Annotated in this window: 16 protein-coding genes; 10 read left to right on the top strand and 6 right to left on the bottom strand. The window is 53.1% G+C overall.

Annotated elements, in window-relative coordinates:
- The first annotated feature begins 157 nt into the window (after positions 1-157).
- Positions 158-775, top strand: a complete 618-nt coding sequence (locus tag LPA02S_RS07900) for a LysE/ArgO family amino acid transporter (protein ID WP_056957112.1) — start codon at positions 158-160, stop codon at positions 773-775.
- A gap of 62 nt (positions 776-837) precedes the next feature.
- Here LPA02S_RS07900 and LPA02S_RS07895 read toward each other — a convergent pair whose 3' ends face one another.
- The 4 genes from LPA02S_RS07895 to LPA02S_RS07880 form a co-directional block, all read right to left on the bottom strand.
- The gene (locus tag LPA02S_RS07895; protein WP_056957111.1) at positions 838-1,107 is read right to left on the bottom strand and encodes a bacteriocin immunity protein; all 270 of its coding nucleotides are present in this window, start codon (positions 1,105-1,107) and stop codon (positions 838-840) included.
- A 24-nt stretch (positions 1,108-1,131) separates the two neighbouring features.
- Positions 1,132-1,446 carry a bacteriocin immunity family protein gene (locus LPA02S_RS07890; RefSeq protein ID WP_054651031.1) on the bottom strand — a complete coding sequence of 105 codons (315 nt, stop codon included), beginning with the start codon at positions 1,444-1,446 and terminating at the stop codon, positions 1,132-1,134.
- Positions 1,447-1,539: 93 nt separating this feature from the next.
- A complete protein-coding gene (locus LPA02S_RS07885) occupies positions 1,540-1,845 on the bottom strand; it encodes a hypothetical protein (protein ID WP_054651029.1) in 306 nt (101 codons plus the stop codon).
- 36 nt (positions 1,846-1,881) lie between these two features.
- Positions 1,882-2,199, bottom strand: a complete 318-nt coding sequence (locus LPA02S_RS07880) for a bacteriocin immunity family protein (protein WP_056957110.1) — start codon at positions 2,197-2,199, stop codon at positions 1,882-1,884.
- Positions 2,200-2,425: 226 nt separating this feature from the next.
- Here LPA02S_RS07880 and LPA02S_RS07875 point away from each other — a divergent pair, with 226 nt between their 5' ends.
- Together LPA02S_RS07875 and LPA02S_RS07870 are read left to right on the top strand one after the other, a co-directional pair.
- Positions 2,426-2,749, top strand: coding sequence for a type II toxin-antitoxin system RelE/ParE family toxin (locus LPA02S_RS07875; RefSeq protein ID WP_056957109.1), 324 nt, complete (start codon positions 2,426-2,428; stop codon positions 2,747-2,749).
- Between the two features lie 15 nt (positions 2,750-2,764).
- Positions 2,765-3,100 (top strand): helix-turn-helix transcriptional regulator, encoded by a 336-nt coding sequence (locus tag LPA02S_RS07870; protein WP_156302166.1) that lies wholly within the window; start codon positions 2,765-2,767, stop codon positions 3,098-3,100.
- Between the two features lie 143 nt (positions 3,101-3,243).
- Here the strand turns inward: LPA02S_RS07870 and mmuM are convergent, their stop codons facing one another.
- A complete protein-coding gene (mmuM, locus tag LPA02S_RS07865; RefSeq protein WP_056957108.1) occupies positions 3,244-4,170 on the bottom strand; it encodes a homocysteine S-methyltransferase in 927 nt (308 codons plus the stop codon).
- A 468-nt stretch (positions 4,171-4,638) separates the two neighbouring features.
- Here mmuM and LPA02S_RS07860 point away from each other — a divergent pair, with 468 nt between their 5' ends.
- From LPA02S_RS07860 to LPA02S_RS07835, 6 genes are all read left to right on the top strand, one after another.
- Positions 4,639-6,000, top strand: a complete 1,362-nt coding sequence (locus tag LPA02S_RS07860; RefSeq protein ID WP_054651041.1) for an amino acid permease — start codon at positions 4,639-4,641, stop codon at positions 5,998-6,000.
- Positions 6,001-6,367: 367 nt separating this feature from the next.
- Positions 6,368-7,558 carry an ABC transporter substrate-binding protein gene (locus LPA02S_RS07855; protein ID WP_056957107.1) on the top strand — a complete coding sequence of 397 codons (1,191 nt, stop codon included), beginning with the start codon at positions 6,368-6,370 and terminating at the stop codon, positions 7,556-7,558.
- A 161-nt stretch (positions 7,559-7,719) separates the two neighbouring features.
- Positions 7,720-8,598 carry a branched-chain amino acid ABC transporter permease gene (locus tag LPA02S_RS07850; RefSeq protein WP_054651024.1) on the top strand — a complete coding sequence of 293 codons (879 nt, stop codon included), beginning with the start codon at positions 7,720-7,722 and terminating at the stop codon, positions 8,596-8,598.
- 9 nt (positions 8,599-8,607) lie between these two features.
- Complete coding sequence (locus LPA02S_RS07845) at positions 8,608-9,561, top strand: branched-chain amino acid ABC transporter permease (protein ID WP_056957116.1); 954 nt, start codon at positions 8,608-8,610, stop codon at positions 9,559-9,561.
- Positions 9,558-10,343, top strand: a complete 786-nt coding sequence (locus LPA02S_RS07840; RefSeq protein ID WP_054651022.1) for an ABC transporter ATP-binding protein — start codon at positions 9,558-9,560, stop codon at positions 10,341-10,343. The genes LPA02S_RS07845 and LPA02S_RS07840 overlap by 4 nt, the downstream gene beginning before the upstream one ends.
- On the top strand, positions 10,336-11,040 hold the full coding sequence (locus LPA02S_RS07835; protein ID WP_054651020.1) for an ABC transporter ATP-binding protein: 705 nt from the start codon (positions 10,336-10,338) through the stop codon (positions 11,038-11,040). Before LPA02S_RS07840 ends, LPA02S_RS07835 begins: the two co-directional genes overlap by 8 nt.
- A 475-nt stretch (positions 11,041-11,515) precedes the next feature.
- Here the strand turns inward: LPA02S_RS07835 and LPA02S_RS07830 are convergent, their stop codons facing one another.
- Complete coding sequence (locus LPA02S_RS07830; protein ID WP_054651018.1) at positions 11,516-12,106, bottom strand: NAD(P)H-dependent oxidoreductase; 591 nt, start codon at positions 12,104-12,106, stop codon at positions 11,516-11,518.
- A 102-nt stretch (positions 12,107-12,208) separates the two neighbouring features.
- On the opposite strand from LPA02S_RS07830, the gene LPA02S_RS07825 reads away from it, so the two are divergent.
- A complete protein-coding gene (locus tag LPA02S_RS07825; protein ID WP_056957106.1) occupies positions 12,209-12,586 on the top strand; it encodes a winged helix-turn-helix transcriptional regulator in 378 nt (125 codons plus the stop codon).
- Positions 12,587-12,790: the final 204 nt, after the last annotated feature.

Raw genomic sequence — 12,790 nt, 5'->3', positions numbered from 1 at the left:
CCATACGCACGAGTAACGCGGGAGCGCTGTAGCACTTACCACTCTGAGTAGCGATAAAACCCGATTGCCGTAGCAAGTTGCCCTAAAGTTTCCGCAAGGCCACACCCCGCCCGCCGCCACAACACACCAATACCCAATAGCGTGGGAGGTACACATAATGTTGTCAGTCTACTTAAGGGGGATGCTCATCAGCATCGCACTCGTTAGTTCTATCGGTATGCAAAACTTATTCGTGTTCAATAGCGCCATGAGCAACCGCCTCCCTCGGGCGCTGCTCATTGCAGTCTTTGTGTGGATTGCCGACACTACTTTGACCGTGGTGGCCTTCCTGGGGATGGGCGCCATCATTACCCACTACCAGTGGCTGAAACTGGTCATTCTGCTGGTGGGTGGCTTAGTGGTGGTATGGATGGGCTGGGGGATTTTACGCAGCGCAAATGCCACCACCATTGGTAATGATGACGCGGTGATGCCACTCAAAGAGGCGTTCACGGGTGCGTGGGTCGTCGCCTTTGCCAACCCGCAGGCGATTATCGACACCAGCGTTTCCTTTGGCGCGATGCGGAGTACGCTCACCAATAGCGAGGTGTTGCCGTTCTTGCTGGGCATTCTTTCCAGCACGGTTTTGTGGTTCTTCGGCATTACGTTAGTGATTGGCACACTAAAAAACCGCCTACCACGGCGGTTTCTACTTTGGGTCAACATCATTTCCGGCGCCATCGTCATGATTTATGGTGCGACGCTGGTGGGCAAAGCGGTCATGATGATTATTTAGGTAACCCTAGTGACGTTCCGCTACCAGATGTTACTTTGTTTCTGCCTGCCTCAATTTGTGCATTAGAACCCACTCCAGGAATTAGGCGTGTCAACGTACTTGAGCAAGTCCAATAGTTCGGCGGGCACTTTATTATGGTGTTCCAACGCGTAAAGTGACACTGTCGGTTGGAATTTGCGCCGGTCATCGTAAAATTTCTGGTTGTCAGCGGCCGCGGCGTCCACTTTGCGTAACAAGGCGACCAGGTGTTGGTCGGCCGCAATGTCGGGGTCGTTCAACGCCGTCGACACCAGCTGACTAATGTGTTGATAGTAATCTGTGTCTTTGGGCATGGCTGTGCCTTCCTTCTATGGGGTCTAGTAACCCCAGTGGATTTGACTCAGTTGACCCAGTTCGTCGACTAGTGCGTTGGCAGTGTCCGATAGTGTCACACTATTATCCTGGATGGACTTGCCGACGTCTACGTTCATGCGGCTGAGGATAAACGGTACGGACTGTTTTTGTTGGGTGAGCTCTTCGCGGTACCCATCCAGTTTCGATAATAGCGCGTCGGACTGGTTCACTTCCGGGCAATCAATCAACTTATTAATGATTTCAATGGCCTGCTGACGGCGGTCGTTGCCACCGCTAAACCATTTTACTTTGGACGATGTGTTTTTAACTGACTTCATAATATGTACCTCCCAGTTTGATTGCAGGACTAATTGATTGAGCCTCAGTGGTAAACAGCTAATATTTGGCACCATCCGGTAGCAGGTGTTGCGTTACAGGTTGGGGATGCCGGACATGAACTTGTTGGCAATATCTTCGGCTAGCCCCTCCATGTCAAAGAGGGTAGTCCGTTGCTCTAGCGTCAGTTGGTAGTTGTCCGCACTCATTTTAGTCCTGATGATGTGACTAATTGGTTTTACTTGTGGTGCAACATTGGCGCCCTGAATTTTCTTGTCGGCGGTACGAGCTACGGTCTGTTTGATGGTGGCCACGATTTGTTTGGAGTCGGAGTCATTTTGTTGTTCAAATAGGTGTTGCAGTTCCAACATTTTCGCAATGAGTTTTTGTTTTGCTTCCATTTCTATGCCTTCTTTGTGGGTTAAGGAACAAAGTTTCTAAAACTGACTTTTATCGCCGTACGCCGTTTTGTAGGAACCGTTCAGGCCGGCGCTTTGGCCTAACTGGCTCAGTTGAGAAATTACCTCATCCTGGGCTTGTGTATAGGCAATTTTTTCGGTATAGCCGGTAAAGCGGAGATAGTTAGCCAGATGGTTAGCCGTCACTTCCGGACTCTTGCGGTCTAGGTGCCGGTAAGCCTTAAGCAACGATTCGCGAATTTCGATAGTTTTGCTGTCACCGTCCGTTGCCAGTTGGTTGTATAAATCATCAATCAGATGCGCGACTTTTTCACGCTGTACGTTCTTTTGATCCATGAAATTAACCTCCATGATGCAGTGTTAGATGGAACTTTAATTATGAATATTATATTGATGATGTTTACAAGGACAGTATACATCTAGTGCGAGATTGTCTGCGACAAATTAACGCCATGATTTAGGCATATTGGTGTAATTGATGTACGGTTAATTGAATGTGAAATTTAAGCGTAATTGACGTCACTTTACCTATGTGGTAAAGTGGAAGCGTGAGGTAGAGAGCATGGAATACTTTGGCGAAACGGTTAAGCTAACTAAAGTTTTAAATGATGCTAGATTGCGAGTTAAAAAATTTGGCAGCGATCACTCTAAACGAATTGGTCAGCGACTTTCCGAGTTTGAAAGTGCGAGTACCCTTGACGATATTTCCAGATTACCACCGGCCCGCCTGCATCCACTACATGGAAATTATGATAATCATTTTGCGGTCGACGTTGGACCCAATTGGAGAATGATTATTGAGGGTTATGATCGCTTTGATGAACTGACAACGAAGCCGGCTGACGCGGTAACTATAGTCATCGTTAAAATTGAAGATTATCACTAAGGAGGGGTATTTATTATGCTAAATCGAAACAACAAAATTTCCCCGACAGATATTGGCGATTTTTCCGCAGCCGACACCATTGAGGAAACGCTCGCCTTCCAGAACATTGAGCATGCGGACTTTGCAAAACGAATCGGCGTTTCGGAGAAACATCTTTCGCAAGTCCTACACCGAAAAGCGTTTATTTCTCCAACCGTAGCGTTATCCATTGAGAAGGTTACGGGTATTCCGGCGCGTATGTTGTTAACGTTGGACGTTCAGTACCGTCTAGCGCATACTGACAAACCGACTCGGAGCAGTAAGCCAGATGATCAGAAATATTTGAAGCAGTACGATTGGGCCACCGCGTAGCGCCGATATTGATAGGATGGCTACGTAACGCAAAAATAATGCAAAAGGGGCGTGTACGTCCGGGATACTTTCCCGGGTGTACACGCCCTTTCAATGTACCAATTAAGAACAGCGTAAGCTCAATATCTATATTCAGCCTTCAATCATTCCAACTCGTCAATCGCCACGCGAATCGTCGCGATATCGGTCGGGGACGTCCGGCAACAGCCGCCAATGATTGCGGCCCCGGCGGTCACCCATTCAGGGACGAGGTCGGTGAAACTTGCCGCGTGCGGGTTCGTTACCCAGGTTTTGGAGCTGGGATTGTACGTATCACCGTTATTCGGGTACACGATCAGCGGCTTTTCGGTGGCCCGCCGCAGGACGCGGAGAGCGGGGGCAATCATGGTCATATCGGTGCAGTTAACCCCCACAGCCTCAATTTGTGGATTGTCGTTCAGTGCTGCCGCCGCCCGCGCCAGTGGTGTGCCATCGGCGAGGTGGTGAGCGTCGCTGATACTAAATGATACCCAAGCGGTGAGGTCAGGAAATTCCTGCCCCAGCAGTTCCACGAGGGCAGTCACCTCATCGTTGTTAGGCTGGGTTTCAAAGGCAAAGAGGTCCACGCCAGCGGCCGCCAATGCCCGCATCCGCATCAGGTGAAAGTCGTGGTACTGGACGGGACTTAACTGGTACTTACCTGTGTACTCACTGCCATCAGCGAGAAACGCACCGTACGGGCCCACGCTTCCCGCTACGAGGCGCTCCTGACTACGGGTGGCGGAATCGCGGGCTACCTGGGCGAGTGCCACGGCTTCCGTGATGATTTTGCTGCTAACTTGATGGTCGATGCCCTGCTGCGCAAAGCCTTGCGGGGTCGCCTGGTACGTGTTGGTGGTCGCAATGTCGGCCCCCGCCGCGAAGTAATCAGCGTGGACGGCCTGCACGGCGTCGGGGTCGGAGGTCAAAGCGAGTGCGGACCAGAGACTGTTGTTGGTGTCCACACCGCGACGGTCAAGTTCCGTACCCATGGCGCCATCATTGACCAGGTAGTGGCGTTGGTTAAGTAGATTAGTTAATGGATTCTGCATAGATGCCTGCCTTATTTGAGCGCTGTTCATAATTGAGTTCCGCCATGCAGAAGGTGCCGTGTAAGCAATCCAAAGTATCAGGCAAAACCCGCCTGCCACTCTGTATCACTTACACTCTACCTTCTAACCGCATGGCTCCGCTCTGTTTTTTATTCGAGCTCCTCAAACCTGAAAGCTATACGTAACTCAGTTTGTCCCAAAGACCAAGTGCGGGTCTTTCGGCCAAACTAAGTTCCGCTCCGCTTTCAACCCGGTTTGTTCCGCTCTGTTTTTACTTGCCCCTCCCACCCCCAAAGTGAGATAGTGATTCACAAGCGTATTAATGATATTGTAGCACGCCGACGGACACCTGAAAATTTTATCCGGGGCAATAGCACCGCTTCCGGACGTCCTGGGGCGATTTGGCGTGTTGAACATAACTATGGGGGTATTACTTTGGCAGCACAACGCGAAACTTTACAACGCAAAATGGAATCGCGCCACCTATTGATGATTTCACTGGGCGGGGTGATTGGTACGGGGCTATTCCTCAGCTCCGGCTACACCATCCACCAGGCCGGGCCGATTGGGACCATCCTGGCATACGGCATTGGCGCGGTAGTGGTCTACCTGGTCATGCTGTGCCTCGGCGAGCTGGCCGTGGCTATGCCTGAGACTGGCTCATTCCACGTGTACGCCGACCGGTTTATCGGGCCGGGTACGGGGTTCACGGTCGCCATCCTCTACTGGTTGACGTGGACCGTCGCGCTAGGATCGGAGTTCACCGCAGCCGGGTTGATGATGCAAAAGTGGTTCCCGGGGTCGCCCACGTGGGTCTGGAGCTTGCTGTTTATGGTGGTAATCGTCGTTTCCAACGCGCTGTCCGTCCGCTTCTTTGCCGAAACTGAATTCTGGTTCTCCAGTATCAAAGTGGTGGCGATTGTTGTGTTTATCCTGCTCGGCGCACTGGCAATCGTGGGTGTCATCCATCTGGACGGTTACCAACACGCCCCGTTATTACACAACCTCACTAAGGATGGCTGGTTTCCTACCGGATTCAAAGGCGTATTCACGACGATGTTAACCGTCAACTTTGCCTTCTCTGGCACCGAACTCATCGGGGTGACTGCCGGTGAGACCAAGGATCCGGCGCACAACATTCCGCAAGCTATTCGCACCACGCTCATGCGGCTGGTGATTTTCTTTATTGGCAGTATTTTTGTGATGGCGGCCCTGATTCCGTGGCAGGACGCGGGGGTCAACCAAAGTCCGTTCGTCCTGGTCTTCAACCGCATGGGTTTACCGTTTGCCGGCGACCTGATGAACTTCGTGGTGCTGACTGCCATCCTGTCCGCCGCTAACTCGGGACTCTACGCCTCAACGCGGATGCTGTGGTCGTTGGCCCATGAGGGGACGATTAGCCGCCGCTTTGCCCAGACCAGCCGCCGTGGCGTACCGCTGCTTGCTCTAGCCGTCAGCATGGTGGGCGGCATCCTCGCGCTAGCGTCCAGCGTGGTGGCGGCCGGCACCGTTTACCTCGTGTTGGTTTCCATTTCCGGGCTGGCCGTCGTGATTGTGTGGATGGCGATTGCGTTGTCAGAAATTAACTTCCGGCGGCAATGGTTGGCGCAAGGGCACACGGATAGCGAACTCAAATTCCGCACGCCAGGTTTCCCGGTGGTGCCATGGGCTGCACTGATTATGAGCCTGCTGTCGTGCGTCCTGATTGTCTTTGACCCCAACCAACGGAGTAGCCTGCTGTACATGTTGCCGTTTATCGCGCTGTGTTACGGCTTTTACTACGGCCGGGCAGCGTGGCGGCGACGTCGCGAAAGCGTTTCTAAGCCTTAAATTAAAAAAAGATTGTAAAATGTGTTGACAAAGCTGTCGCTCACTAATAAACTAGCCGTATTGAATTAGCAAAGCAAAGGAGAACATTGCCATGATTATTAAAAACACTACAGCATCCATGACTTCGTCTTCTTTTGCGTTGCTAGCCTTGTTGTTGAAGTAAGGACCCGGTTGCGATTTCTAATCGCTAATTGAGTCCTTGTTCACTTTGGCAATGGGGCTCATCCGGTAAGTTAACGGCGGACCCTGTTGCAGCAGTTGCTGCAAGCGGGGCCCGCCGTTTTTGGTTGGGTGGGCACATAAGTACCAGGTAGTCAGGCACCACACATAATTTGGGGAACCACATAGGTTAAAGGAGACCGGGAAAATGAAGAAGACTTTCAAACGTATCGCAATGGGCTTTGCCGCCGCAGCTATGGTGGCCGTGATGGCAGGGTGTTCCAGTTCAGCTAAGGCAAAGGGTAACAACGCCAGTGGCAACACCATCAAAATCGGGGTTAACATGGAGCTCTCTGGTTCCGTTGCGGGCTATGGTGAGCAACAGAAGAAGGGGATTGAGCTCGCCGTTGATAAGATCAACAAGGCCGGCGGTATCAAAGTTGACGGTAAGAAGATGAAGGTGAAGGCCGTCTATCGCGACAACAAGTCGTCTACGACCGGGTCCGCTTCCGTAGCCGCCCAGCTGGTCAACAACGATAAGGTAGTCGCAGTCGTTGGGCCCGCAACCACGAACGACTCAACAGCAGCTATCCCCAACGTCACCAAGGCTTCCGTAGCGATGGTTACACCATCAGCTACTGACGCGGGCTACACGATGCAAAAGAGCGGCAAGGTTCAGCCGTACGCATTCCGGGCATGTTTCACTAACGACTACCAGGCTGGTGCCGCTGCCCGCTTTGCCTACACAACCCTCAAATCACGCCGAGTAGCTATCCTGGCTGATAACTCGAGTGACTATGGTACCGGGCTGGCCAAGGCATTCAAGTCCAACTTTAAGGGCAACATTGTTTCCACCCAGTACTTCCAGGAAGGCGACAAGGACTTTAACGCCACGCTGACCAGCCTGAAGGGCAAGAAGTTTGACGCTATCTACGCACCTGGCTACTACTCTGAAATTGGTCTGATCGTTAAGCAGGCGCGTCAGATGGGTATCACGGCACCAATCATCGGTTCCGATGGTATGGGTGACCCAGCCCTGGCAAAGATTGCTGGTAGCAGCAACGCCACTAACGTATACTACAGCACGCCATTCTCCACGAAGTCCGCGGACACGAACAGCACGGTTAAGACGTTCATGTCCGACTACCAGAAGAAGTTTAACGCTGAAGCACCAACGTTCTCCGCGCTGTCTTACGACTCCGTATACATGGTCAAGGCCGCAATCGAAAAGGCCAACTCCACGAACTCGGCTGACATTGCCAAGGCGATGGGTAAGATCAAGAACATGAACGGTGTTACCGGGAAGATGAGTGTTGATAGCAAGCACAACCCAGAAAAGACCGTTTCAATTGAACAAATGACTGACGGCAAGATTGTGAAGGCCTACTCAGTTAAGTAACATGGGCCGCTAATGACCCAGCGCATTAACAGTCCAGGGCGGGCGCTTCCTAGTGAAGTGACGGCCCGGGACTGTTTGTGCGTCGCAGGGTGTGACCACCCGCAACGTGCGTAACGGTAGGTTGCGGGGCCACCCGTTGTCAATTTACAGGAGGTCGGCTTGTGCATACAATCATGCAACAACTAATCAACGGCATCTCGCTTGGCAGTATTTACGCACTGCTGGCGTTAGGCTACACGATGGTCTATGGGATCATCAAGCTTCTGAACTTTGCGCATGGTGATGTGTACATGCTCGGGGCATTTTGGGGCTACTTTGTCATTAATTACTGGCACTTCAACTTTATCTTTGCGCTCATCTCGACCATGGCGATTACCGCGCTGGTGGGCGTCATCATCGAGTTTCTGGCCTACCGCCCACTTCGCCACGCACCACGAGTGGCCGCGCTCATCACGGCAATTGGGGTGTCCTACTTTCTGGAAAACGGGATGTCGTACCTCTACGGTGCGAGTGCCCGCAGTTTTCCGCAGGTCATCAAGCAACATAATTACCACGTGGCCGGCATCAGCATTTCTAACATCCAGATCATCATTCTGGGTACGGCCATTTTCCTGATGGTGGCCCTGCAGTTTGTCATTAAGCAGACCAAGATGGGCAAAGCCATGCGGGCAGTGGCCAACGACCCGGATGCTGCCCAGCTGGTGGGGATTAACCCCAACCACGTGATCTCCTTCACCTTTGCCATCGGCTCCGCGCTCGCGGGTGCTGGTGGGGTGCTCATCGGGCTGTATTACAACTCTATCGACCCGCTGATGGGGATGACGCCCGGCATTAAGGCGTTCGTTGCGGCCGTTGTCGGTGGCATTGGTTCCATTCCGGGCGCGTCAATCGGGGGCTTCCTGATTGGTATCCTCGAGACGGCGACGCAGGCTGTGGGGCTCTCCGCGTACAAAGACGCGGCGGTGTACGTGGTCCTGATCATCATCCTGCTGGTACTGCCATCCGGGATTTTCGGCAAGAACAAGAAGGAAAAGGTCTAGGTGAACGCTATGCAAAGAAATATCAAGGCAAATGCAATTTGGTTATTAATCATGATCGCCGGCTTTGCAATCATCGATGCGTGTGAGTTCGCCGGCCTGATCAACACCTTCATCGAAAACGCGTTGGTGACCATCGGTATTAACGTGATTCTTGCAAGTGGCCTCAACCTCATCATTGGGTTTACCGGCCAGTTTAGCTTGGGTCACGCCGGGTTCATGGCCATTGGCGCGTACGCTACGGGGATTTTGACCGAGTACGCGACGACCGCCGTGGGCTTCTGGTTGTCTGTAGTTCTCGGTATCGTGATTGCGGTGATTGCCGCTATCATCATCGGGGTACCGACGCTGCGTCTGCGTGGTGACTACCTGGCAATTGCGACCATGGGTGCATCGGAAATCATCCGCGTGGTGATTAATAACCTCAAAATCACGAATGGTCCGTCCGGGATTTTCAACATTCCGATGTACGCTACCTGGCCGGTTGTGTATGTCGTCATGTGTATCGTCCTCATTATGACCGTCAACTTCATTCACGCTCGTTCCGGTCGCGCCGTCATTTCGGTGCGGGAGGACGAAATTGCGTCGGAGGCGGTGGGCCTGAACACGACAAAGTGGAAGCTGTCCACCTTCGTCTTTGGTGCCGCAACCGCCGCAGTAGCCGGCTCGCTCCACGCCAGCTACATTCAGACGATTGCCCCCAGCGACTTTGGTATCATGAACACCATTGCCATCCTGATTATTGTGGTGTTAGGTGGAATTGGTAGTATGACCGGGACCGTCGTGGCCGCCGTGGTGCTCGGCGTGATTGACACCGTGCTCCAGAACTTCGGGACCCTGCGGATGGTCATTTACGCACTAGCGCTGATCCTGCTGATGGTCTTCAAGCCGTCCGGTCTGTTGGGCCGGCACGAGCTGTCGTTCCGGTGGGTCGGTAAAAAACGTAAGGTGGGGGGAACAGAATGAGTACAATTCTAGAGTTACAACACGTCAGCGAAGTCTTTGGCGGCCTCACCGCCGTGGACGACGTCTCGTTCGAAGTTGAACGGGGCTCGCTGGTTGCCCTCATCGGCCCGAACGGTGCGGGTAAGACCACGCTGTTCAACGCGATTACCAGCGTGGTCCCGCCCACCAGCGGTCGCGTACTCCTGCACACGGAGCAGGGAACGGTTGAGCTGAACAAAAAGGCGGCGTACCAGGTCGCCAAGTTGGGGTTGTCACGCACCTTCCAAAACATTCGCCTGTTTGCGGATATGAGCGTGCGTGATAACGTGGCGGTGGCCATGACCAGTAGCTACCGTGAAAGTTTCGTGGCGACGATGTTACGCCTGCCGTCCTTTTATAAGAAGGAAGCCGCCGTACGCGAACGGGCCGACCAGTTGCTGGCCGACTTTGACCTCACACCGTACGCGGACACGGAGGCGGGCAACTTGCCGTATGGTGAGCAAAGGCGCGTGGAAATTGTGCGCGCGCTGGCGACGTCGCCGCAAGTGATTTTCCTGGATGAACCCGCTGCGGGGATGAACCCTGAAGAAACCGCGGACCTGATGCGTTTGATTCGCAAACTCCAGTCGGACTACCACGTGACGGTGGTGCTAATTGAGCACGATATGTCGCTGGTAATGAATCTGGCCCAGCGCATCTTCGTGCTGGATCACGGCAAGCTAATTGCGGACGGAACGCCGGACGAAATTAAGGCCAATGAGGAAGTGGTTAGTGCGTACCTAGGGGGTGGCGTTCATGCTTAAAGTCGAGCACTTGGTCGTTAACTATGGTGCCATCAAGGCGGTCAAGGACGTCAGCTTCGAGGTGCACACGGGCGAAATTGTGACGCTCATCGGGGCAAACGGTGCGGGTAAAAGCACCATCCTGAAAACTATCTCGGGTATTATGCGCGCCAAAGCCGGAACGGTAACCTACGAGGACAAGGTGATCAACCTATCGAGCGCGTCACGAATCGTCCAGTTGGGTATTTCACAGGTGCCGGAAGGCCGGCACGTCTTTGAGGGCCTCAGCGTCCTGGAAAACCTGCAACTGGGTGCGTTTACCCAGCCACGCGGGGCGGATATCTCCGCGTCTTTGGAAGAAGTCTTCACGCGCTTCCCGGTGCTGGCGGAACGGCGTAAGCAGGATGCGGCGACGCTATCCGGTGGTGAACAACAAATGTTGGCCATGGGTCGCGCGCTGATGGCGAAGCCCAAGCTGTTGTTGTTGGACGAACCGTCGATGGGGCTATCGCCCATCTACATTCAGAAGGTGTTCGACATCATCAAGACCATCCACGAGCAGGGGACGACCGTGTTGCTGATCGAACAGAACGCGACGCAGGCGTTGAGCATTGCCGACCGAGCGTACGTCTTGGCGAGCGGCGAAGTCAAAATGACTGGCACCGGCGCCGAACTCCTCGCCGACGCTCAGGTCCAGGCCGCGTACCTGGGTGGGTGAGGGGCCAATGTAGTGGTTGCCGGCAGCGTTGGTCGGGCTGGCGAGCTGCGGCTTACGTGGGGCGAACTCGCGGGCGGACTTGGGGACTGCGGCTTACGTACCCTCCGCCGTAGGTTGCTACACCCGCACGCTCCGGACGTTCCGTCCTCCCGCGAATTCTGGAGACAAAGGAAACCACTTTGTCTCCAGAATTTGCCGCTGTAACTCGCTTTGCTCGAACAGCGCTCTGGGGTCGTAGCAACTACGTCTCCGGGTACGACGCCTCCGTCCCCAAGCCCGCCCGCGGGTTCCCGTCATATCGATGGGTTCAATACCATTATGGTTGCACCTCGGTCTGTCAGCCTGATTATTGCGGGCGTGCTGTCTATATATGTAAGATCAACAAACCCGTCCGGGTAATCCTGGACGGGTTTGTTTATTCTAATGTGGTCCATATACCCGCGGTCGGTAGAGCGGGCATCATCACAATATTGTACTAACTCTGTTTGCCATCGCGGTACAGGTTGGGGAGGTCGGCCAAAAATTGCTTGCGGACCTTGTCCGTGGTTAGATTTACTTCACCAAAATGAATCCAGTTGGTTTTGCTGGGGTCGATACCAAGATCGGCAATGGTTCGATTAATCAAATTGCCCTGGATTGGGTCGCCCGCTTGCTGCTGAAGGTAATCCTTTGGGACCGTGGAGGTAGTAATCACGGTTGCTTTGTTGATGTACGTCAACAGACCGCGCCATTCCGGTGATTCCACGTATGCGAAGCCCCTTAACATCACTTTGTCAAAGAAACCCTTGAGCTCGGCGGGGATGTTGTACCACCAAATTGGGGTGATGACAATTAGCTCGTTGGAGCGTTCAATCATCCGCTGATAATCTTTGACCAGTTGGTAAGGTGTCTCGCCGCGACTGAACAGACGCAGCTCCTCAGCGGAATAACGGGGGTCAAAGCCATCTTGATAGAGGTCGATTACTTGATAATCTTGACCCTCAGATTCAAAGTAATCGGTCAAGCGTGTCAAAATAGCATGGTTGAAACTACCAGAATACGGATGGGTATACACGATTGTTTTCATTTTGTCCGCACGTCCTTTCGTTATTGGTTTCAGCATATGTTATGCTGAACGACAGAACAAGTACGGTAATTAAGGTGCGGTACTAACCCAAAGGAGAGTGTGATGGCTGATATTGATTACATCACGGAAAACCGGTTGGAAGATACGGGCTTTGCCTATACGCTGCGACTGATTGGCGGCAAGTATAAGATGCAGTTGCTCTACGCGTTGGCGTTGAACCACGGTCCGATTCGCTACAACGCACTCAAGCGACTGCTGGCCCCAATTTCGTTTAAGACGCTCACCAACACTTTGCGAGAGCTTGAGAATGACGGTTTGGTCATACGTAAGGAATATCCGCAGGTGCCGCCAAAGGTCGAGTACTCGTTGTCAGCGCGCGGCGAGTCGCTCGTTCCGGTTATGGATGATATTTGTAGTTGGGGAGAGAGGCAGGCTGTTGTCCACAAAAAAGCAACTGTGATTGCGGGTGATTTGATGTAGCATGTGGACCTGCGAGCGGTGTCGGGGGCTCCCACCTACGTGCCTTCCGTCAGTAGAGCATAACTAGAACATTTCCAAGCAGTAAAAACATGCAGGTGTATTCGATGATTAAAAATCAGTAGAATTATCGCCAGATGAATGATTTCTACAGTAGCGTGAGACCGCGTCGGTCGGGCTGGTGAGCGTAGGCGTGTGGGGTCGGAA

Origin of the sequence: Lacticaseibacillus pantheris DSM 15945 = JCM 12539 = NBRC 106106 (assembly GCF_001591865.1) — a bacterium.
Classification (GTDB): Bacteria; Bacillota; Bacilli; order Lactobacillales; family Lactobacillaceae; genus Lacticaseibacillus; species Lacticaseibacillus pantheris.
This window is presented reverse-complemented; position numbering and strand designations above follow the sequence as displayed.